Here is a 22,523-nt window from a genome sequence, read left to right as displayed (position 1 = left end):
TTCTGCAAGCGTTACAGTCGGCAACGCCCCAGCCTGATGCGTGGGATCCCCCGAGGACGACGAAGGAGTCTCCATGCCCGCCGTACCCCCTGTCCGCCCGCCCCGTCCGGGGCGCGACGGCGGACCGTTGCCGACGCGCCTGTCCCGCTTGACCGGGCGCGTAGCGAACCGCGGCACCGTGCGACGCCCGGCAGCGCTCGTCGCCGTCGGCTCGCTCGTCGCCGCGGGTCTCGCCACCGCCTCCACAACCACCGCCACCGCCGAAGCCGCCGACGCCGAGTCCGCCACGCTCGTCGGCGACCTCCAGACCGCCCTCGGCTGCCCCGGCAACTGGGACCCCACGTGCGAGGCCACCACCCTCACACCGGCGGGCGACGGCACGTTCGCCGCCGAGTTCGAGCTCCCCGCCGGCGCCTACGAGTACAAGGTCGCCCTCAACGGCTCCTGGGACGAGTCCTACGGTCGCGACGGCGGCGACGCCAACGCGCCCCTCCACCTGGAGGGTGCGACGACGGTCCGCGTCACCTACGACGACGCCAGCCACCGCATCGCCGTCACCCCGCTGGACCTCGCGGGCGGCTACACCGAGGCCGACGACGCCCTCGTGACACCGCCGGTCCGCCAGCCCGGCTCCGACGAGCGCTTCTACTTCGTCATGACGGACCGCTTCGCCAACGGAGACCCGTCCAACGACGACGGCGGCCTCGACGGCGGCCCGCTCGAGACCGGCTTCGACCCCACGAACAAGGGCTTCTACCAGGGCGGCGACCTCGCCGGCCTGGCGCAGAACCTCGACTACATCGAGGGCCTGGGCACCACCGCGATCTGGCTCACCCCCAGCTTCCTCAACCGTCCCGTGCAGGGCGAGGGCGACGACGTCAGCGCCGGCTACCACGGCTACTGGATCACCGACTTCACGCGGATCGACCCGCACCTGGGCACCAACGAGGAGCTCACGGCCCTGATCGACGACGCCCACACGCGCGGCATCAAGGTCTACTTCGACATCATCACGAACCACACGGCCGACGTCGTCGACTACGCCGAGGGCACCTACGACTACGTCGACCAGGCCACCCGCCCGTACACCGACGCCGACGGCAACCCCTTCGACCCGGCCGACTTCGCCGGCACGGGCGACTTCCCGGCCCTCGACGCGGCCACGAGCTTCCCGTACACGCCGCAGCTCGCGCCCGAGGACGCCGACCTCAAGGTCCCGGCCTGGCTCAACGACCCGACGCTCTACCACAACCGGGGCAACTCGACGTGGGAGGGCGAGTCGGTCACCTACGGCGACTTCTCCGGCCTCGACGACCTCATGACCGAGCACCCGACCGTGGTGGACGGCATGGAGGAGATCTACAAGGCCTGGATCGACCTCGGCATCGACGGGTTCCGCATCGACACCGCGAAGCACGTGAACTTCGAGTTCTGGGAGGAGTGGTCGACCGAGATCGAGCAGTACGCCCACGCCCAGGGCAAGGACGAGTTCTTCACGTTCGGCGAGGTGTTCGACGCCGACGCCGCCAAGACCTCGCCCTACGTGCGCGACACCGACATGTCCTCGGTGCTGGACTTCGCGTTCCAGTCCGCGGCAACCAGCTTCGCGAGCGGCAACAGCGCCAAGCGACTCGTCGGCCACTTCGCGAGCGACGACCGCTACACCACGCCGGACTCCTCGGCCACGGCGCTGCCGACGTTCCTCGGGAACCACGACATGGGCCGCGTCGGCTACATGCTCGCCGGTACCGACAACCCGCTGGAGCGCGACGAGCTCGCCCACGAGCTGATGTACCTGACGCGCGGCCAGCCCGTCGTCTACTACGGAGACGAGCAGGGCTTCGCGGGCACGGGCGGCGACAAGGACGCCCGCCAGACCCTCTTCGCGACCCAGGTGGACGAGTACGCGAACCAGCCCCTCGTCACGGGCGAGCAGGCCGGGAGCCAGGACCGGTACGACACGGACGCGCCGCTGTACGAGCACATCGCGGCCCTGGCCGCGCTCCGGGAGGAGCACCCGGCTCTCGCCACGGGCGCGCAGATCGAGCGCTTCGCCGAGGACGGCGCGGGCATCTACGCGTTCTCCCGCGTGGATCGCACCGAGAAGGTCGAGCACCTGGTCGCGCTGAACAACGCGGCCCAGGAGGCCACGGCGTCGTTCACCACCCTGACCCCCGGCGCCTCGTACGGCGTGCTGTACGACGACGACGCGGGCGTGCAGCCGGTCTCCGCCGACGCGAACGGCGAGGTCGCCCTCACCGTCCCGGCCCGCTCCGCCGTCGTCCTCGTCGCCGACCGGCAGGTCGACGCGGACACGGCGGGCACGATCGCCGTCGCGCCCGGGGACGCCCGCCGCGCCGGCGCCGCCGTGGCGGGCACTGCCCCGGTCGCGGCCGTCGTCGACGACGCCTGGGCCGAGACATCCTTCGCGTGGCGTGCGGTCGGCACCGACGAGTGGCACGCGCTCGGCACCGCCGAGGACACGGACCCGCGCGTCTTCCACGACGTCTCGGACCTGCCCGAGGGCACGCTCGTCGAGTACCGCGCCGTGACGCGGGACGCCGACGGCGACCGCGCCGCGGCATCGTCGTACGGGTCCGTGGGCGTCGACGTCAGCGGCGTGGTGGACGACGAGGGCCCCGGCGACCCGTACGACATGGTCACCGTGCCCGGCAGCCATAACTCGGAGATGGGCTGCGCCGGCGACTGGACGCCCGACTGCGAGGCCGCGCGCCTCACCCTCCAGGAGGACGGCACGTACGCGGGCACCTTCGAGATCCCGGCCGGCAGCTACGAGTTCAAGATCGCCGTGAACGGCTCCTGGGCCGAGAACTACGGCGCCGACGGCGAGCGCGACGGCGCCAACATCCCGTACAGCACGGGCGGCGGCGCGGTGAGGTTCACCTGGGATCCGGTCACGAAGGTCCCCGCCGTCGATCCCGGCGAGCCGGGCACGCCCGGCGAGGGCCAGATGGCCGCGCACTGGGTCCGTGAGGGCCTCGTGCTGGTGCCCTCCGAGGGCTTCGGCCAGGGCGACGACTGGCGTCTGATCGCCGGGGACGGCGACGCCGCGCCGTCGTACACCATGAGCCCGGGTGACCTGCCGGCGGACGTCGCCGAGGACGTCCCGCACCTGGCCGGGTACCAGGCGCTCGAGATCGAGGGCATGGACCCCGGCGCCGCGGCCGCGGCCCTGCGGGGCGCCCTGCGCGTCGAGCGGTACGACGCCGGCGGCGACACCCCCGGGGAACCCACCGCCGTCACCGGCGTGCAGCTCCCGGGCGTGCTCGACGACCTGTTCGCCACGGACCGGGAGCTCGGCGCGGTGGTCCACCCCAACCGCAAGTGGGCCTCGTTCGCCCTGTGGGCGCCGACGGCGCGCGACGTCGACCTGCTGGTCTGGCCCCGGGGCCGCGACCTCGCCGCCGAGCCCGACCGCTTCGACACCGAGCGGCGCAGCGACGGCGCGTGGACGCTCGACGGCAAGCGCACCGCCAAGCGCTATCCCTGGTACGGGGCGCGCTACCGGTACGCGGTCGAGGTGTACGTGCCGGAGACCGGCCAGGTCGAGACGAACGTCGTGACCGACCCGTACTCGCTCGGGCTGACGCTCGACTCGACGCACTCGGTGGTCGTGTCGCTGGACGACAAGCGGTACCAGCCGCGCCGGTGGCGCACGACGCCCGCGCCCGTGGTGGAGCGCCCGGTCGACCAGACGATCTACGAACTGCACGTGCGGGACTTCTCGATCGCCGACGAGACCGTGCCGGAGCGCCTGCGCGGCACCTACGGGGCGTTCGAGGTGAAGGACTCGGACGGCATGACCCACCTGCGCGAGCTGGCCGACGCCGGGATCACCGGCGTGCACCTGCTCCCGACGTTCGACATCGCCACGATCCCGGAGGACCGGGACGCGCAGGCGACGACGGGCGACCTGTCGGGCTTCGCGCCGGACGGCGAGGAGCAGCAGGCGGCGGTCGCGGAGATCTCGGCCGACGACGGCTTCAACTGGGGCTACGACCCGTACCATTTCACGACGCCCGAGGGGTCGTACGCGCGCCGGGCCGACGGGGGAGCGCGGATCGCGGAGTTCCGCGGCATGGTCGGGGCGCTGCACGACGCCGGGCTCCAGGTGATCCTGGACCAGGTGTTCAACCACACCTCGGCGTCGGGACAGGCGGACAAGTCCGTGCTGGACCGCGTGGTGCCGGGCTACTACCACCGGCAGAACCCGGTGTCGGGTGACGTCGAGACCTCCACCTGCTGCCAGAACCTCGCCACGGAGCACGCGATGGGCCAGAAGCTCATGGTCGACTCCGTGGTGACCTGGGCCCGCGACTACCGCGTGGACGGTTTCCGGTTCGACCTCATGGGGCACCACTCGAAGGAGAACATGCTCGCGGTCCGTGCGGCGCTGGATGCCCTCACGGTGGAGGACGACGGCGTGGACGGGTCGGCCGTGTACCTGTACGGCGAGGGCTGGGACTTCGGCGAGGTCGCCGGCGGCGCCCGCTTCGAGCAGGCCACGCAGGGCAACCTCGGCGGAACGGGTATCGGGACGTTCAGCGACCGGCTGCGCGACGCGATGCACGGCGGCTCACCGGTCGACGGGTCGTCGCTCTTCCAGCAGGGCGTCGGGACCGGCCTGTTCACCGACCCGAACGGGCGTGACGCGCGGCTGGGCGACGCCGGTTCCGTGAACGACGGCGGGGCCGACGAGGCCGACGACCTCGCGCACCAGATGGACCTGGTGAAGCTGGGGCTCGCGGGCAACCTGCGCGACTACGAGCTCATCACGTCCGACGGCGAGGTCCGGCGCGGCGACGAGATCGACTACCGGGGCTCGCCCGCCGGCTACGCGGACTCGCCCGAGGAGGTCATCACCTACGTCGACGCGCACGACAACGAGACGCTGTTCGATCTCCTGGCGCTCAAGCTCCCGGCCGACACCCCGATGGACGAGCGCGTGCGGATGAACACCGTGAACCTGGCGACCACGGCGCTCGCGCAGACGCCCTCGTTCTGGCACGCGGGGACGGACCTGCTGCGGTCCAAGTCGCTGGACCGGAACTCGTACGACTCCGGCGACTGGTTCAACGCCATCGACTGGTCCGGGCAGGACAACGGGTTCGGCCGCGGGCTGCCGATGGCGGCCGACAACGAGGACACGTGGCCGTACCAGGCGCCGCTCCTGGCGGACCCGGGGCTCAAGCCGTCGCCGGAGGACGTCGCCCACGGCTCCGCGCAGGCCCGGGAACTGCTGGAGCTACGGGGGTCCACCGACCTGCTGCGGCTCGGCTCCGCGGACCTGATCCAGGAGAAGGTGACGTTCCCGGGGACGGCCGCGGGGGCCGGCGCGGAGGACCTGCCGGGCGTGATCGCGATGTCGATCGACGACCTGGCCGGATCGGCCGACGTCGACCCCGCCCTGGACGGCGCGCTGGTCGTGGTCAACGCGTCGCCCGACGACGCGACGGTCGAGCTGCCGGAACTGTCCGGGCGTGACTATGCGCTGTCGCCGGTCCAGGCGGACGGCGTGGACGACGTCGTGCGGCGCACCGGCTGGGACGCCGCGGCCGGGACGGCGACGGTCCCGGCGCGCACCGTGGCGGTCCTGGTGGACCCGGCGGGCTGACGACGAATGCCCTGGATGGGGAGAACTACCCATCCAGGGCATTCACCCGCGTGTGGCGTAGCGGTCGCGGCGCCGTTGTGGCAGGCTCCAGCGCGCAGCAATTCGCACATCTTCTGTGGAAACCGAGAGGAAAACATGACGTACTCCGACCCCGGGCAGCCCCCGCAGGCTTCGCCGACGCCCCAGCCCTACGGGCAGCAGCCCATGGCCGGAGCGGAGGACCCCGGCAAGACGCTCGGCATCGTCGGTCTCGTGCTGGCCTTCGTCTTCAGCCTCGCCGGCCTGATCGTGTCGATCATCGCCCGGAACAAGTCCAAGGAAGCGGGCTTCGACAACGGCTTCGCGAAGTGGGGAATCATCCTCAGCATCGTGTTCATGGTCGTGGGCATCATCTTCGGGATCATCGGCATCGTCGCCGCGTTGAGCATCGGCTCCGAGGCGATGCAGAGCCTGGACGAGATCTGCTCGGTCTACGGCCCGGGCACGCACGACGTCGGCGGTGTGGAGTACACCTGCAGCTGACGTGATCGGCCGGCGTCGCCGGGGCACGAGATGTCCCGGGCGACGCCGGCCGGCGTTTGTCAGCGGAAGACGACCGTGCGGTGGCCGTCCAGCAGCACCCGGTGCTCCGCGTGCCAGCGGACCGCCCGCGCCAGGGTGCGGCGCTCGGTGTCCTCCCCGATACGGACGAGGTCGTCGACGGTGTGCGAGTGGTCCACGCGCTCCACGTCCTGCTCGATGATGGGACCCTCGTCGAGGTCGCCCGTCACGTAGTGGCTGGTGGCGCCGATGATCTTGACGCCGCGGTCGTGCGCCTGCCGGTACGGGCCCGCGCCCTTGAACGACGGCAGGAACGAGTGGTGGATGTTGATGATCCGCCCGGCGTGGTCCCGGCACATCTCGTCGGACAGGATCTGCATGTACCGGGCCAGCACCACCAGCTCGGCGTCCGTCTCGGCGATGAGCCTCCGCAGCGCGGCCTCCGACTCCGGCTTCGTGTCCTTCGTGACAGGCACGTGGTGGAAGGGCTTGCCGTAGAACCGGGCGATGTCCTCCAGGTCGCGGTGGTTGCCCACCACGCCCACCACGTCGACCGGCAGGTGCTGCGACCGCTCCCGGTACAGCAGGTCCACCAGGCAGTGCGCGGCCTTCGACACGAGCACCAGCGTCCGCATCGGCCGTCCGGCCGCGTCCAGGTTCCACGTCATGTCGAACCGGGCCGCCAGCTCGGTGACGGCAGAGGTCAGGTCCTCGCGCGACGCCGCGGCCTCGAACTGCACCCGCATGAAGAACCGTCCCGAGTACGGGTCCCCGAACTGCTGCGACTCCGTGATGTTCCCGCCGTGCTCGGCGAGCAGTCCCGCGACGGCGTGCACGATTCCAGGGCCGTCGGGGCAGGAGAGCGTGAGGATCCAGTGGGTCGGTGCGGTCTGTGCGGTCACCCCGGAAGCGTATGTCCGACGCCGGCCGTGCGCGCGCACGCAACCAGATGGCGAACGGTTCTCCCAACCGGGTCCGATTCTCTGCAACGATGGCCACATGAGCGACGCACCCACGACGATCGCCCTGGTCGACGACGACCACGCGGGCGAGCTCCTCACCCTCCGCCGAGCCGCGTTCGTCACCGAGGCGCAGCTCTACAACGACCCGAACATCCCGCCGCTCACCCAGACGCTCCACGAGCTGCGCGAGGACATGGCGCGGGACGACATCGTGACCGTCGGCGCGTGGGAGGGCAGCCGCCTGATCGGCTCGATCCGGGTGGAGCTGGAGGGGCAGAAGGCGACACTGGGCCGGCTCGCCGTCGCCCCCGACAAGCAGGGGCGGGGGATCGGCACGCAGATGCTCGTCGCCGTCGCGCCGTACCTGCCGCCGGAGATCACCGAGATCTGGGTGTTCACCGGCAAGGACTCGAAGCAGAACCTGTCTCTCTACACGAAGCACGGCTACGAGGAGCAGTACGAGCGGGCGGCCGGCGACCTGACGTACACGTACCTGCGGCGCGTGCTGGGGTCGGTCGAGGTCAAGGACGAGACGACGGCGTAGGGCCGGACGGACACGGCGTCACCGACCGGCGCCGAGGCAGCAGGGACGCGGCCGGCTAGGACGACTAGGACGACGAGTCCCGGCGCGGCACCCGTGTCGCGCCGGTGATCGCGGCGACGACCGCCTCGTGGCTGACGTCCGCCGCGCTGAACGAGCCGTTGTTGCGCCCGTGCCGCAGTACCTCGACGCGGTCGGCGACGGCGAGCACGTCCGACAGGCTGTGGCTGATGAAGACCACGCCGTGACCCAGGTCCCGCAGGGACTGGATGTGGGTGAGAACCTCGGCGGTCTGCGCCACGGACAGCGACGCCGTCGGCTCGTCGAGCACCACCACCTTCGGGGAGCCGAGCTGCGTGCGCGCGATGGCCACGGTCTGCCGCTGCCCGGCGGAGAGCGCCGACAGCGGCGTGCGCACCGACGGGATACGCGAGGTGAGCGATTCGAGGATCTCTCTCGCGCGGTTCTCCATCGCCGCCTCGTCGAGGCCGAGCCCGCCCCGGCCCGAGATCTCCTGGCCCAGGAACAGGTTCTGCACCACGTCGAGGTTCTCGGCGAGCGCGAGGTCCTGGAAGACGGTCGCGACGCCGAGCGCGCGGGCCGACGCCGGTGACCCGGGCGGGATCGGGTTGCCGCCCACGGTGACGGTTCCGGCGTCGGGCACCAGGACGCCCGCGACGACCTTGGCCAGCGTCGACTTGCCGGCCGCGTTGTCGCCCACCAGGGCGACCACCTCGTGCGCGTGCACGTCCAGGTCGACGCCGTCGAGCGCGCGCACGGGGCCGAAGGACTTGTGGACGCCGCGCACGGAGAGCACGGTCTGGGGGCGGGTCACGTCGTCGTGCCTCCTTGCGTCTCAGGCGAGATCGATCTGGGTCTTGCGGCGCGCCAGGGCGAGCGCGCCCAGTATGTCGGCTCGGTCGCCCAGCTCACCAGCGACCACGGGGACGGCGCCGCCGGCGCGCGGGACGGCGCGGGTGGTGACGGCCTCGCGCAGCGGGTCGAGGAGGATGCCCCCGGCCGCCGCGAGCTCGCCGCCCACGACGACGGACTCCGGCCCGAGCGCCGTGACCAGGTCGCCGACCACTTGACCGACGGCGCGGCCGGCGTCGGCCAGGACGCGGCGGCAGCCCGGGTCGCCGTCGGCCGCCCGCGTCAGGAGGTCGTGGACGGTGAGGTCGCCGTGACCGGCACGGAGCAGGCCGAGCAGCGCCGGCGCACTCACGACCGTGTCCAGGCAGCCGCGGTTCCCGCACCGGCAGACAGGGCCGGAGGGGTCGACCTGCACGTGGCCGATCTCGCCGGCGGTCCCCACGCGGCCGCGGTGGACCCGTCCGTCGAGGAGGATCCCGGCGCTGGTGGTGTGGCCGACGCGGACGTAGACGACGTCGTGCAGCCCGCGCGCGGCGCCGAGGTCGTGCTCGGCGATCGCGCCCAGGTTGGCGTCCTTGTCGCCGTGCACGGGGCGCGAGATCCGCCGGGACAGCACCCGCGCGAGCTCTGTGTCCTCCCAGCCGCGCATCACGCCGCGGATCGTGAGCTCGCCGGTGCCGGCGTCGACCGGGGCGGGCAGGGCGAGGCCGAGTGCGAGCAGCTCCTCGACGTCGGCCCCGACCTGTTCGAGGAGGTCCATGACGAGCAGCGCGGCCCGATCGAGCGTGGTGTCGACGCGGTGGTCGGGCGGCAGGGGCAGGAACTGGTCGGCGACGACGTCGAGCGCGAGATCGCTCAGCGCGACGCGCAGGGCGCGCGGGCCCACCTGCACCGCGGCCACGAGGCCGAGCTGGCGGGCCATCGTGACGCGGGTGGCACGGCGGCCCGAGCGGGACGTGGAGTGCGTCTCGACGACGCCGGCCGCGAGGAGCTCACGCACGATCGTGGACACGGTCGCCGTCGACACGCCGGTGGCGGCGGCGAGCTCGACCTGGGTCAGCCCGCCGTACCGCTTCACCGCGTCGACGATGCGCGCCCGGTTCGCCTCCCGCATCTCGGTGGCCGAGCCGGGTGTTCGGCTCCTCTGCACGCTGGGACTCTAACCCGGATGGGCGCCCGCGGAGGGCGCCACGCCAAGCCTTGAGTTAGGAACTCGAACACAAAAAGGTCACGATCGCCTCTCATGGGGTTGATGTCCGAACACATCGTGACTAGCGTCCCGCACGACTCATTTCGACGAGGAAAGAGAGACGACGATGTCACTGCGCCGTTTCGGACGCATCACCGCGGCCCTGGCCGCCACCACGCTCACCGTCGGGGCCCTGGGTGCGTGCAGCGCCGAGCGCGCCGGCGGCGACACCCAGGACGACGGCGACGACAGCACGATGGTCGGCATCGCCATGCCGACACGCTCGCTGGAACGCTGGAACAACGACGGCGCCCACCTCGAGGAGCTCCTCCAGGACGCCGGTTACGAGACCAGCCTGCAGTACGCCGACAACAAGACCGAGCAGCAGATCACGCAGCTGCAGAACATGATCAACGAGGGTGCCGACATCCTGGTCGTCGCGTCGATCGACGGCACGACCCTGGGTCCGGTGCTGCAGACCGCCGCCGAGAACGACGTCACGGTCATCGCGTACGACCGCCTGATCAACGAGACGGAGAACGTGGACTACTACGCCACGTTCGACAACGAGCTCGTCGGCACCCTCCAGGGCGAGTTCATCGTGGAGGAGCTCGGCCTCGACGAGGGCGAGGAGGGCCCGTTCACGCTCGAGCCCTTCGCCGGCTCGCCCGACGACAACAACGCCCGGTTCTTCTTCAAGGGCGCGTGGGACGTGCTGTCCCCCTACGTCGAGTCCGGCGTGCTGGAGGTCCCGTCGGGCAAGGCGCCCGCGAGCGTGGACGAGTGGACCAGCATCGGCATCCAGGGCTGGGAGTCGGCCGACGCCCAGTCGGAGATGGAGAACCGCCTCAACTCCTTCTACGAGGGTGACGAGAAGGTCGACGTCGTGCTGTCGCCCAACGACTCGCTCGCGCTCGGCATCGAGCAGGCCCTCGAGGGCGCCGGGTACGAGCCGGGTGAGGACTGGCCGATCATCACCGGTCAGGACGCGGACGAGGCCAACACGAAGAACATCCTGGCCGACAAGCAGTCGATGACGGTCTGGAAGGACACCCGTACCCTGGGCGACCAGGTCGCGACGATGATCGACCAGATCGTGGCGGGCGAGGAGGTCGAGGTCAACGACACCGAGACGTACGACAACGGGGTCAAGGTCGTGCCGTCCTTCCTGCTGGAGCCGCAGGTCGTGACGAAGGACGACGTCGAGGAGGTCCTGGTGGGCTCGGGCTTCTACGAGGCGAGCGACCTGGGTCTCTGAGGGGCCTCCGGCCCCGGCGGCCTGGGTGCCGGCTCGGGGTGGGGAGTGCCCGTTCCCCACCCCGAGCCTCCCGACCGTTGGGACATGCGGACTTGACTTGCTGGAAGGCGCTGGAGAGAACATGACTGAGGTGACCGAGGACGTCGTCCTCGAGATGCTGGGGATCACCAAGGAGTTCCCCGGCGTGAAGGCCCTGCAGGACGTGAACCTGCGGGTGCGGCGCGGGGAGATCCACGCGATCTGCGGCGAGAACGGCGCCGGGAAGTCGACGCTGATGAAGGTGCTGTCGGGCGTCTACCCGCACGGCTCCTACAAGGGCGAGATCGTGTACGACGGCGAGCCGGTGGCCTTCCGCGGGATCCGCGACAGCGAGGCCCGGGGGATCGTCATCATCCACCAGGAGCTGGCCCTCATCCCGCAGGTGTCGATCGCCGAGAACATCTTCCTCGGCAACGAGAAGGCCGGGGCCGGGGTGCTCGACTGGAACCGGACGCACCGGGCGGCGGCGGACCTGCTCGCGCGCGTCGGGCTGCACGAGAACCCGGAGACGACACCGTCGGAGATCGGCGTCGGCAAGCAGCAGCTCGTGGAGATCGCCAAGGCGCTGTCCAAGAAGGTCGACGTGCTGATCCTCGACGAGCCGACCGCCGCCCTGAACGACGACGACTCCGAGCACCTGCTGAGCCTGCTGCGAGAGTTCCGCGAGCAGGGCATGACCTGCATCATCATCAGTCACAAGCTCGGCGAGATCACGGCCGTGGCCGACCGCGTCACCGTGATCCGCGACGGCCGCACCATCGAGACCCTCGACCTGCACGGCGACGAGCCCGTGACCGAGGACCAGATCATCCGCGGCATGGTCGGGCGCTCGCTGGAGCACCGGTTCCCGGAGCGCACCGCGACCATCGGCGAGGAGGTGCTGCGGATCGAGGACTGGACCGTGCACCATCCGACGGACACCGGACGGGTCGTCGTCGACCGCGCGAACCTGCACGTGCGGGCGGGCGAGGTCGTCGGGCTCGCGGGGCTGATGGGCGCCGGGCGCACCGAGCTGGCGATGTCCCTGTTCGGGCGGTCCTGGGGCACGGACATCTCCGGCCGCGTGTACAAGCGCGGCCGGGAGATCCAGCTCCGCAGCGTGCCCGAGGCCATCCGGCACGGCCTGGCGTACACCACGGAGGACCGCAAGAGCCTGGGCCTCAACCTGATCCAGACCATCCGGGAGAACATCTCCTCCTCGGCGCTGGGCAAGCTGATGGACTGGATGGGCGTCATCCGCAGCGAGCAGGAGGCGTCCGTGGCCGAGCGGTACCGCCGCGAGTTCGGGATCAAGGCGCCCACCGTGGAGTCGCCGGTGGGCAAGCTGTCGGGCGGCAACCAGCAGAAGGTCGTGCTGTCCAAGTGGGTCTTCAGCGACCCCGACGTCCTCATCCTCGACGAGCCGACGCGCGGCATCGACGTCGGGGCCAAGTACGAGATCTACACGCTGGTCAACCAGCTCGCGGAGGCGGGCAAGGCCGTGATCGTCATCTCGTCCGAACTGCCCGAGCTGCTCGGGGTCTGCGACCGGATCTACGCCGTCTCGCAGGGCCGGATCACCGGCGAGGTCCCGCGCGAGCGGGCGACACAGGAAGCACTCATGCGCTACATGACCATGGAGAAGACCCGATGAACGACATCACGGAGTACCTGGGCCGGAACGCCCGGCAGTACGGGATCGTCATCGCCCTGCTGGCGATCGTCGGTCTGTTCCAGGCGCTCACCGGCGGGCGGCTGCTCGACCCGAGCAACGTGGTGAGCCTGATCCAGCAGAACGCCTACGTCCTGATCCTCGCCATCGGCATGGTGATGGTGATCGTCGCGGGGCACATCGACCTGTCCGTCGGATCGCTGGTCGCGTTCATCGGCGGCGCGACCGCCATCATGATGGTGGACTGGGGCTGGTCGTGGCCCGTCGCGATCGTGCTCGCCCTGGTGCTGGGTCTCCTCGTGGGCTGCTGGCAGGGCTTCTGGGTCGCCTACGTGGGCATCCCGGCGTTCATCGTGACGCTCGCGGGCATGCTGATCTTCCGGGGACTCGCGATCGTCATCGTCGGGACCACGCGCGCCGGGCTGCCTCCCGAGTTCAACGCGATCGCCGGCGGCGCGCTGCCCTCCTGGCTCGGGTTCCTCGGCGCGCTCGACGGCGTGACCGTGCTGATCGGCGTCGTCGGCATGGCCGCGTTCGTGTTCTCGCAGTGGCGGGCGCGCCGCGGCCTGATCAAGCACGACCTCGCCGTGGAGCCGATGGGGATCTTCCTCGCGAAGAACATCGTGGTCGTGGCGCTGATCGGCGTGCTGACCTACTGGATCGCCCAGCGTGCGACGCCGATCGTGCTGCTCATCGTGGGCGGCTTGATCATGGTCTTCACGTTCGTGCTCAGCCGGACGGTGTTCGGGCGGCACATCTACGCCGTCGGCGGCAACCGGCACGCGGCCGAGCTGTCCGGCGTCCGGACCCGGCTCACGGACTTCATGATCTTCGTGAACATGGGCCTGCTGTCCGCGATCGCCGCGATCGTCACCACCTCGCGGGCGGGCGCCGGCGTGGCCTCGGCCGGCCAGCTCTACGAGCTGGACGCGATCGCCGCCTGCTTCATCGGCGGCTGCGCCGTGCGGGGCGGCGTCGGCAAGATCTCCGGCGCCATGATCGGCGCGCTCATCATGGGCGTGCTGAACATGGGGCTGTCGATCCTGGCGGTCGACTCCGCGTGGCAGCAGACCATCAAGGGCCTGGTGCTCCTCCTCGCGGTTGCTCTGGACGTGACGACCAAGCGCCGCCGGGCGTACGCCTGATACCCCCGGCCGAGGCAGTACGACGGAGCCGCGAGTGCTGCCTCGGCGTTCGCGGCCTCAGCGTCCCGGCGGCGGTGCCGTGGAGGCCCGCTCCACCAACCGGACCGGCACCACCGAGTGCGTGTCCGCCAGGTCCTCCCGGTCGCGGACCTGGCGAAGCAGCAGGTCCACCAGTCTCCGCCCGATCTCCCCGAAGTCCTGTGCCACCGTGGTCAGCGGCGGCCAGAGCTGGGCGGACAGCTCGATGCCGTCGAACCCCACGACGGAGACGTCGCCCGGCACGGCACGCCCCGCCTCGTGCAGGGCCCGCATGAGCCCGGCGGCCATCTCGTCGTTGGCGGCGAACACGGCGGTCACCTCGGGATCGGCGGCCAGCGCGGCGCCGGCGTCGTACCCGGAGGTGGCGGTCCAGTCGCCGCGCACGGCGGGCGGCGCGACCGCGCCGGCCTCGGCGAGCGCGGCCCGCCACGCCTCCTCCCGCTGCCGGGCCGGGATCGAGTCCGGAGGCCCGGCCAGGTGGTGCACGGTGCGGTGCCCGAGCCGCAGCAGGTGCGCGACGGCGACCTCCGCGCCCCCGACCTGATCCGCGCCGACGGCGGGATGGTGGCCCACGAAGCGCGAGTCCGACACGACGACCGGCAGGTGCGACGGCAGCACCAGTGTGTCCGGCGTCGCCGTCTCCGCCCGGATGATGATCAGGCCGTCGATGTCCTGGTGGGACAGGCGGGCGACCGCCGCGGAGACGTCGTCGGCCGCGGGGGAGGCGAGATCGACCAGCGTCACCGTGTACCCCTCGGACTGCGCGGCCTCCACCACCGCCTCGACCGTCCGCGACTCGCCGGTACGGGCCAGCCGGTGCGCGATCATCCCCACCGTCCCGTAGTGCCCGTACCGCAGTGCCCGTGCCGCGCGGTTGGGGGTGTAGCCGAGCTGCTCCATCGCGACGCGCACGCGTGCGGCGGTCTCCGGCTTCACCGTCGGCTCGTCGCGTGCCACGCGGGAGACCGTCTGGGCGGACACCCCGGCGAGCGCGGCGACGTCGGTCATCGACGGACCGGGGGGTGCCGGCCGCCGTCGGCGGGCCCCTGAACTGGCGCGGGACTCGTTCATGGCTTGACCATACTTGGCCGCGGCCGGTTCGTGGCTGAATTGACACCAGAAATGTTTGCGTTAACAGTACTCCGTGGGTAACAATCGCGGTGCCCGACAACCGAGGCGAGAGGACGAGGATGTCCGCAGCACCACCCTCCATACGGCCGGCGGCCACCGAGCCGCTCGCTCCGGCGCGCCACCGCCCGAGCCGGCTCACGGCCCGTGTGTCCCGCGCCGGGGCCGGCTTCGTGATGCCGTTCCTGATCGCGTTCGCGCTGGTTTTCGTCGCGCCGCTGGCGTACTCGCTGTACCTCAGCCTGTTCCGCAACCGGCTCGTGGGCGGCACGCAGTTCGTGGGACTCAGCAACTATGCGGACGTGTTCGTCGACCCGAAGTTCTGGGACGGCGCGCTGCGCGTGATGCTGTTCCTCGCGGTCCAGGTGCCGATCATGCTCGCGATAGCCCTGGTGGCGGCGCTCGCGATCGACTCCGGCCGCCTGCACGGGCACCGGTTCTTCCGGATCGGGCTCTTCCTGCCCTACGCGGTGCCCGGCGTGGTGGCCGCGATGATGTGGGGCTTCATGTACTCCGACCGCGTCGGCCTCACCGGCTCGCTGAACGACCTGGCGGGCTTCGAGCTCCTCGTGCCTTACACCAAGCAGTGGCTCCTGGTGTCCATCGGCAACATCGTGACCTGGGAATTCGTCGGGTACAACATGCTGATCCTGTACTCCGCGCTGAAGACGGTGCCCACCGAGACCTACGAGGCCGCGGCCATCGACGGCGCGGGCCAGTTCCGGATCGTGCGGCACATCAAGATCCCCGCCGTGCGCGGCGCGCTGGTCATCGCGACGGTGTTCTCCATCATCGGCAGCTTCCAGCTGTTCAACGAGCCGCAGATCCTCAAGGGGCTCGTGCCGAACCTCATCTCGACGTCGTACACGCCCAACATCTACGCCTACACGCTGAGCTTCCAGGGCAACCAGGTGAGCTACGCCGCCACGGTCGCGATCGTCATGGGCGTCATCACGGCGGTCATCGCCTACATCGTGCAGCTGCGCGGGATGCGGAGGGACAGCTGATGACCGGGTACTCCTACTCCCGCCCCCGCAGGTCGATCACGCTCACCGTGCTGCTCGGCTTCCTGCTGATCTACTCGGTGCTGCCGCTGACCTGGATGCTGTTCAGCATCACCAAGGACCAGCCGGATCTGCTCACGTCGTTCGGCCTGTGGTTCGGCGACGGCTTCGCGCTCTTCGACAACCTGGGCCAGGTCTTCACCTACGACGGCGGGATCTTCTCCCGCTGGTTCTTCAACACCCTGGTCTACGTCGTGGTGGGCGCCGGCGGCGCCACGCTGCTCGCCACGGCGGGCGGCTACGGCCTGGCCAAGTACCGGTTCCGCGGCCGCAACGCGGTCTTCGCCGTGGTCCTCGGGGCGATCGCCGTCCCGGGCACGGCCCTGGCCGTTCCGACGTTCCTGCTGTTCAGCCAGCTCGGCCTGACCAACACGATGTGGGCGATCATCCTGCCCTCCCTGGTCTCGCCGTTCGGGCTCTACCTCATGTGGGTGTTCGCCGCGGAGGCCGTCCCCACCGAGCTCCTCGAGGCGGCCCGGGTCGACGGCGCGAGCGAACTGCGCACGTTCTTCACGATCTCGCTGCGCCTCCTGGTGCCGGGGATCGTCACGGTGTCCCTGTTCGCGATCGTCGCGACCTGGAACAACTACTTCCTGCCGCTGATCATGCTCAACGACCCCGACCTGTTCCCGCTCACGCTCGGGCTGTACACGTGGCTCGCGGACGCGACCGGGGTCGGCGCCTCGCCGGTGTTCCACCTGGTCATCACGGGGGCCTTCCTGACGATCGTGCCGATCGTCGTCGTGTTCCTCGTGCTGCAGCGGTACTGGCAGTCCGGTCTGAGCGCGGGGTCGGTCAAGCAGTGAACAACCGACGACGGCGGCGCGGGCGCGCCCACGACCGCCGTCGTCCCTGAAACCTCAAAGCCCGATATCACCTCATCGACGACGACGCGGGAGAACCATCATGAAGAACCACACGATGCGCCGGGCGCTGGCCGCCGGCGCCGGACTGGCCCTGGCCGGGACGCTCGCCGCCTGCGGCGGCGGATCCGAGACCGGCGGCGGTGGCGGCGAGGGCGCCACGGCCGACGAGATCGAGGCCGCTCTCCAGGAGGGCGGCGAACTCACCTACTGGACGTGGACGCCGCAGGCCGAGAAGCAGATCGAGGCGTTCGAGGCGGCCTACCCGAACGTGGACGTGAACCTGGTCGACACGACCGGAACCGCCGAGTCCAACCAGGCGCTGCAGAACGCCATCGCGGCCGGGGACGGCATCCCGGACGTGGTGCAGATCGAGTACCAGTCGCTGCTGCAGTTCCAGCTCCCGGGGCAGCTCACGGACCTGACCGAGTACGGCTTCGACGAGCTCGAGAGCCTGTACACGCCGTCGACCTGGGGCGCGGTGTCGCAGAACGACGGAATCTGGGGCCTGCCGCAGGACAGCGGCCCCATGGCGTTCTTCTACAACCAGGCCGTGTTCGACGAGCACGGCGTGGACGTCCCCACGACGTGGGACGAGTACCTCGAGGCCGGCAAGGCCCTGAAGGAGGCCGACCCCGACGTCTGCATCGGCAACGACACGGGCGACCCCGGCCTCACCACGAGCCTCATCTGGCAGGCCGGCGGGCAGCCGTTCCGCACGGAGGGCGAGACGGTCACGATCGACCTCGCCGACGAGGGCACCACGAAGTTCGTCGACATGTACCAGCAGGTCATCGACGCCGACATCCTCTGCGACATCCCCGGCTGGACCGACGAGTGGTACGCCGCCCTCAACGAGGGCACCATCGCGTCGATCACGTTCGGCGCGTGGGGGCCGGGCATCCTCGAGGGCAGCGTGCCCGACGGCGCCGGCGACTGGCGGATCGCCCCGATGCTGACCTACGACGGCACCCCGGTGAACGCCGAGAACGGCGGCTCGGCCGAGGCTGTCCCCGCCGATGCGCCCAACAAGCTGCTGGGCGTCGGCTTCCTCAAGTGGCTCAACTCGAGCGACGAGTCGATCGAGGCGTTCATGGAGACCGGCGGTTTCCCGGCCACGGTCAAGCAGCTGGAGTCGGACGAGTTCCTCACGTACGAGTCCGAGTACTTCGGCGGCCAGGCGATCAACGAGGTGCTCGCGGGCGGCGCGGAGAACGTCGTCGAGGGCTGGCAGTACCTGCCGTGGCAGGCGTACGCGAACGGCATCTTCGCCGACACGGCGGGGCAGGCGTGGCTCGGTGAGACGAGCCTGGCCGACGGCCTGGCCGCGTGGCAGGCCGACAACGTGCAGTACGGCACCGACCAGGGCTTCACGGTCACCGAGTGAGACGCTGTGATCGGTCCCTCGGTGGGTGATCGGTAGTTCGAACTGCCGGCCCCCGCCGAGGGACCGATCACGGAATCGGCACGTCCGCCGGCCGCCTGTGCGGGGCGGCCAGTGGGGACGGTAGGAACAGGATCGCTCGAGGAAAGGAACCCATGTCTGCGTTCGAGATCGGGGAGCGGGACTTCCTGCTCGACGGGAAGCCCCTGCAACTCGTCAGCGGGGCGCTGCACTACTTCCGGGTGCACCCCGACCTGTGGGCCGACCGGATCCGCAAGGCCCGGCTCATGGGGCTGAACGCGGTCGAGACGTACGTTCCCTGGAACTTCCACGCGCCGTCGCGCGGCGAGTTCCGCACCACCGGGCGGTACGACCTGGGCCGGTTCCTCGACCTCGTCGCGGCCGAGGGCCTGCACGCGATCGTGCGGCCCGGGCCGTACATCTGCGCGGAATGGGACGGCGGCGGCCTGCCGGCCTGGCTGTTCGCCGACGACGGCGGTCGTGGCGCGGCCGCCGTGCGATGCGCGGACCCGGCGTTCCTCGACGCGATCGGCGAGTACTTCGGGGCGCTGCTGCCGATCGTCGCGAAGCGGCAGGTCACGGCAGGCGGCCCGGTGCTCGCGGTGCAGGTGGAGAACGAGTACGGCGCCTACGGCGATGACCCGCCCGAGCGCCGGGAGGCGTACCTGCGCGCACTCGTGGACCTGCTGCGCGAGCACCTGGACGTCCCGCTGTTCACCGTGGACCAGGCGAGCGACCACCACCTGTCCCGGGGCGGGATGCCCGGGCTGCACAAGATGGCGTCGTTCGGGTCGCGGGCGTCGGAGCGCCTGGAGGTGCTGCGGCGTCACCAGCCGACCGGGCCGCTGATGTGCATGGAGTTCTGGAACGGCTGGTTCGACTCGTGGGGGCAGCACCATCACGTCGCGGCGCCCGGCACGAACGCCCAGGACCTCGACGACCTGCTGGCGGCGGGCGCGTCCGTGAACTCGTACATGTTCCACGGCGGGACGAACTTCGGGCTGACCAGCGGCGCGAACGACAAGGGCACGTACCTGCCCATCACGACGTCGTACGACTACGACGCGCCCCTGGCCGAGCACGGGGCGCCGACGCCGAAGTTCTTCGCGATGCGCGAGGTGATCGGGCGGTACCGGGAGGTGCCCTCCGAGTCGCCGCCCGCCGCGGGCCCGGCGCCGGCTCTCACCGTTCCCCTGGGCGAGCTGGTGCCGCTGGCGCGGGTGGTCGAGGTCCTGGGGCGTACCGGGCGCCACGATCGCCTGCCCACGCACGACGACGTCCGGCACTGGTCCGGACTCAGCGTCTACACGACCCGCATCCGGCCCGACGACCGCGCCATCACCTTCGGTGAGGTCCGCGACCGGGCGATCGCGTTCGTCGACGGCGCGCCGGCCGGCACGCTGAGCCGGACGCTCGGGGAGCGCACGCTGCCGCTGCCGCCGGTGGACGGTGAGCTCACCCTGCTCGTCGAGGACCAGGGGCGGGTCAACTACGGGCCCCGGATCGGCGAGGCGAAGGGCCTGATCGGGCCGGCGCGGACGGCGTCGCGGGAGGTGACGGACTGGTCGGTGACGCCGCTGGAGCTGGAGGGAGCCGACGGGCTGCTGACCCCCGCGGTTCGCGAGGCATTCGCGGCGGACCGGCGGACGTCGTCGGACATCGACGGCAGCGACAGCGGGCCGGTCGCCGGTCCCGTGCTGTGCCGGGCGGAGTTCACGAGCGAGCCGGGTGCGGACCACTTCCTCCGGCTCGACGGCTGGACCAAGGGCCTGGCCTGGGTGAACGGCTGGCCGCTCGGCCGCTACTGGAGCCACGGCCCCACCCGCACGATGTACGTGCCGGGCCCGGTGATGCGGAAACGCAACGAGCTCGTGGTCCTGGAACTGCACGGGGCGTCGTCGTCGGAGGTGAGCTTCGTCCCGGAGCCGGACCTCGGTCACGACGAGGAGTGACCGGCCGAGCGGGCTCGCCGCGATTTCGCCCGTCAGGAGCCTGCGCGAGTCTGTTGCTGCCTGGCGGAAGGGCCTAGGGTGAGACCGTTCGCACGGTCCCCACCGACAGTTCCGTGAGGCTGCTCACGGCTTGGCGTTCCGAGGTCGAGATGACGAGTACCGACAGCAAGACTCCGTGGCTCCCGCCGCGATGGTTCATCCGGACCGCCTGGCGCGTCCACCGGTTCCTCTATCGCGTGGGCGGCAAGAGGTTCCTGCGCGAGGCGGAACCCGGGAAGGGCGGCATGCTGCGGCTGATCGTCACGGGGCGTCGTACGGGTACGGAGCGCGCCGTGATCCTCTCCTACGTGCGGGACGGCGACCGTCTCGTGACGCTGGCGATGAACGGGTGGGGCGACACGCCACCGTTGTGGTGGCTCAACCTGCAGGCGAATCCGGAGGCGACCGCCCGGACCGTCGACGGCACGTTCCGGGTCCGGGCGCGGGAGGCCGTCGGCACCGAACGCGACGAGCTCTGGCGAAAGCTCAACTCGGCCGAGGGCTGGGGCGACATCGAGGCCTTCGCGGCGCGTCGCCGGGTCCAGACCCCGGTGGTGGTGCTGGACCTGGTCGGCGAGGCGTGACGCCGGTGAACCCGGCGCGGCACGGCTGACCTGACTCCCTTCCCGTGTCGTAAATGGGCTATTGACCCGATGTTAACGTTGCCATAGTCTCGTGGCGGCCCGGTCGATGGTGACTCCGGGTCGCCCCCGAGCCGACGACGGCCGCGGGGGCGGAAGTGCACTGCGATGAAGGAGTGTGGTTCGTCATGCGACGCATCTACGGGGTCCTCGCGGCCCTGTGCTGCGCGGCCGCCTCGACACTGGCGCTCGGCCTGCCGGCCCGTGCCGACGAGGTGATCGTCCCGAACGCGACCCAGTTCACGACCACGGCCGGGAGCCCCGTCCACGCCCACGGCGGCGGTGTCGTGAAGGCGGGGAGCTACTACTACTGGATCGGCGAGAACCGGCAGCCGGACAACAACGGCTTCCGGTACGTCAGCTGCTACCGGTCCACCGACCTGGCGAACTGGGAGTTCGTCAACAACGTGCTGACGCAGTCCAGCGACCCGGAGCTGCAGCAGGCCAACATCGAACGCCCCAAGATCATGTACAACGCGGCCACGGACCGCTACGTGATCTGGGCGCACAAGGAGAACGGCGTCGACTACAGCGAGGCGCGGGCCGCCGTCGCGGTCTCCACCACCAACCAGCCCTGCGGCAGCTACGACTACCGGGGCAGCTTCCGGCCGCTCGGCCACATGTCCCGCGACATCGGCGTGTTCGTGGACGACGACGGCACCGGGTACATGTACTCCGCCGCCCGGGAGAACTACGACCTGCACATCTACCGCCTCACCGCCGACTACGCGGGCATCGACGCGCTCGTCGCCGACCCGTGGCACGGCGGCCACCGCGAGGCACCCGCCCTCTTCAAGCGCGGCAGTACCTACTTCATGCTCACGTCCGGTGCGACCGGCTGGTCGCCCAACCAGCAGCAGTACGCGACCGCACCGAGCGTCACCGGCCCCTGGACCGCGATGCGCAACGTCGGCGACTCGACGATGTACGGCTCGCAGACGGCCTTCGTGCTGCCGGTCCAGGGCAGCCAGGGCACCGACTACCTGTACCTGGGCGACCGCTGGGGCAACTCGTTCGGCGGCATCGTCAACGACTCCCGGTACGTCTGGGCCCCGATCGAGTTCCCGAACAGCACCACCATGGAGATCGACTACTTCCCCGAGCTGGTCATCGACACCGAGGCCGGGACGGTCACCGGACAGGGCGGGCCGTTCCTCACGCTCGAACCGCGCCACGCGAGCACGTGCGCCGACGTCACGAACAACACCATGACGGCGGGTGAGCAGCTGAAGACCTACACCTGCAACGGGCAGGGCAACCAGCGGTTCTGGTTCCGTGACGCCGGAAACGGCTACGTCACGATCGTGGCGCGGCACTCGAACATGTGCCTCCAGGAGAACGCCACCACGATCACGCAGCAGACCTGCGACGGCGGCACCGACCAGCAGTGGTCGAGCCAGTCCTCGGGCGGCTACCTGACCATCCGGGCCAGGAACACCGGCGAGTGCCTGGATGTCAGCGGCGGGGGCACCGGATCGGGCGCGCAGATCATCACCTACGCCTGCAACGGCCAGACCAACCAGCAGTGGGAACGCCGCTAGGCGCCTCCGTGCCTCGGC

The 22,523-nt window shown here is 70.7% G+C and carries 16 protein-coding genes; 12 read left to right on the top strand and 4 right to left on the bottom strand.

Annotated features, from left to right (window positions below):
• Window positions 1-73 precede the first annotated feature (73 nt).
• Both pulA and IIE03_RS03375 read left to right on the top strand, forming a co-directional pair.
• A complete protein-coding gene (gene pulA / locus IIE03_RS03380; RefSeq protein ID WP_192861308.1) occupies window positions 74-5,635 on the top strand; it encodes a pullulanase-type alpha-1,6-glucosidase in 5,562 nt (1,853 codons plus the stop codon).
• A 135-nt stretch (window positions 5,636-5,770) separates the two neighbouring features.
• Window positions 5,771-6,157: a DUF4190 domain-containing protein gene (locus IIE03_RS03375; RefSeq protein WP_192861307.1), complete on the top strand. Its 387-nt coding sequence runs from the start codon at window positions 5,771-5,773 to the stop codon at window positions 6,155-6,157.
• Between the two features lie 59 nt (window positions 6,158-6,216).
• Here the strand turns inward: IIE03_RS03375 and purU are convergent, their stop codons facing one another.
• The gene (purU, locus tag IIE03_RS03370; protein WP_318842778.1) at window positions 6,217-7,077 is read right to left on the bottom strand and encodes a formyltetrahydrofolate deformylase; all 861 of its coding nucleotides are present in this window, start codon (window positions 7,075-7,077) and stop codon (window positions 6,217-6,219) included.
• A gap of 97 nt (window positions 7,078-7,174) precedes the next feature.
• Between purU and IIE03_RS03365 the strand changes: the two genes are divergently transcribed.
• Window positions 7,175-7,681: a GNAT family N-acetyltransferase gene (locus IIE03_RS03365; RefSeq protein WP_192861305.1), complete on the top strand. Its 507-nt coding sequence runs from the start codon at window positions 7,175-7,177 to the stop codon at window positions 7,679-7,681.
• 64 nt (window positions 7,682-7,745) lie between these two features.
• Here the strand turns inward: IIE03_RS03365 and IIE03_RS03360 are convergent, their stop codons facing one another.
• Together IIE03_RS03360 and IIE03_RS03355 are read right to left on the bottom strand one after the other, a co-directional pair.
• Window positions 7,746-8,513, bottom strand: coding sequence for an ATP-binding cassette domain-containing protein (locus tag IIE03_RS03360; RefSeq protein ID WP_192861304.1), 768 nt, complete (start codon window positions 8,511-8,513; stop codon window positions 7,746-7,748).
• A gap of 21 nt (window positions 8,514-8,534) precedes the next feature.
• Window positions 8,535-9,701: an ROK family transcriptional regulator gene (locus tag IIE03_RS03355; protein WP_318842777.1), complete on the bottom strand. Its 1,167-nt coding sequence runs from the start codon at window positions 9,699-9,701 to the stop codon at window positions 8,535-8,537.
• A gap of 166 nt (window positions 9,702-9,867) precedes the next feature.
• Between IIE03_RS03355 and chvE the strand changes: the two genes are divergently transcribed.
• The 3 genes from chvE (at window position 9,868) to mmsB (ending at window position 13,833) form a co-directional block, all read left to right on the top strand.
• A complete protein-coding gene (chvE, locus tag IIE03_RS03350) occupies window positions 9,868-10,998 on the top strand; it encodes a multiple monosaccharide ABC transporter substrate-binding protein (RefSeq protein ID WP_192861303.1) in 1,131 nt (376 codons plus the stop codon).
• Window positions 10,999-11,119: 121 nt separating this feature from the next.
• The gene (gene mmsA / locus IIE03_RS03345; RefSeq protein WP_192861302.1) at window positions 11,120-12,670 is read left to right on the top strand and encodes a multiple monosaccharide ABC transporter ATP-binding protein; all 1,551 of its coding nucleotides are present in this window, start codon (window positions 11,120-11,122) and stop codon (window positions 12,668-12,670) included.
• The gene (gene mmsB, locus IIE03_RS03340; protein WP_192861301.1) at window positions 12,667-13,833 is read left to right on the top strand and encodes a multiple monosaccharide ABC transporter permease; all 1,167 of its coding nucleotides are present in this window, start codon (window positions 12,667-12,669) and stop codon (window positions 13,831-13,833) included. The genes mmsA and mmsB overlap by 4 nt, the downstream gene beginning before the upstream one ends.
• Before the next feature lie 57 nt (window positions 13,834-13,890).
• Here the strand turns inward: mmsB and IIE03_RS03335 are convergent, their stop codons facing one another.
• Window positions 13,891-14,880: a LacI family DNA-binding transcriptional regulator gene (locus IIE03_RS03335; RefSeq protein WP_225997185.1), complete on the bottom strand. Its 990-nt coding sequence runs from the start codon at window positions 14,878-14,880 to the stop codon at window positions 13,891-13,893.
• 182 nt (window positions 14,881-15,062) lie between these two features.
• On the opposite strand from IIE03_RS03335, the gene IIE03_RS03330 reads away from it, so the two are divergent.
• The 6 genes from IIE03_RS03330 to IIE03_RS03305 all read left to right on the top strand — a co-directional run bounded on the left by IIE03_RS03330 (window position 15,063) and on the right by IIE03_RS03305 (window position 22,505).
• On the top strand, window positions 15,063-16,007 hold the full coding sequence (locus IIE03_RS03330; RefSeq protein WP_192861299.1) for a carbohydrate ABC transporter permease: 945 nt from the start codon (window positions 15,063-15,065) through the stop codon (window positions 16,005-16,007).
• The gene (locus IIE03_RS03325; RefSeq protein WP_192861298.1) at window positions 16,007-16,870 is read left to right on the top strand and encodes a carbohydrate ABC transporter permease; all 864 of its coding nucleotides are present in this window, start codon (window positions 16,007-16,009) and stop codon (window positions 16,868-16,870) included. Before IIE03_RS03330 ends, IIE03_RS03325 begins: the two co-directional genes overlap by 1 nt.
• 100 nt (window positions 16,871-16,970) lie before the next feature.
• Window positions 16,971-18,314 (top strand): extracellular solute-binding protein, encoded by a 1,344-nt coding sequence (locus tag IIE03_RS03320; protein ID WP_192861297.1) that lies wholly within the window; start codon window positions 16,971-16,973, stop codon window positions 18,312-18,314.
• 152 nt (window positions 18,315-18,466) lie between these two features.
• Window positions 18,467-20,284, top strand: a complete 1,818-nt coding sequence (locus IIE03_RS03315; RefSeq protein WP_192861296.1) for a glycoside hydrolase family 35 protein — start codon at window positions 18,467-18,469, stop codon at window positions 20,282-20,284.
• Window positions 20,285-20,433: 149 nt separating this feature from the next.
• Window positions 20,434-20,907, top strand: a complete 474-nt coding sequence (locus tag IIE03_RS03310) for a nitroreductase/quinone reductase family protein (protein WP_192861295.1) — start codon at window positions 20,434-20,436, stop codon at window positions 20,905-20,907.
• Window positions 20,908-21,092: 185 nt separating this feature from the next.
• Window positions 21,093-22,505 carry an RICIN domain-containing protein gene (locus IIE03_RS03305; RefSeq protein ID WP_192861294.1) on the top strand — a complete coding sequence of 471 codons (1,413 nt, stop codon included), beginning with the start codon at window positions 21,093-21,095 and terminating at the stop codon, window positions 22,503-22,505.
• Window positions 22,506-22,523: the final 18 nt, after the last annotated feature.

It is taken from the genome of Myceligenerans pegani (assembly GCF_014892515.1).
In the GTDB taxonomy this organism is placed as follows: domain Bacteria; phylum Actinomycetota; class Actinomycetes; order Actinomycetales; family Cellulomonadaceae; genus Myceligenerans; species Myceligenerans pegani.
Note: the sequence above shows the minus strand (reverse complement) of the source record. Positions and strands in the feature narration are given on the sequence as shown.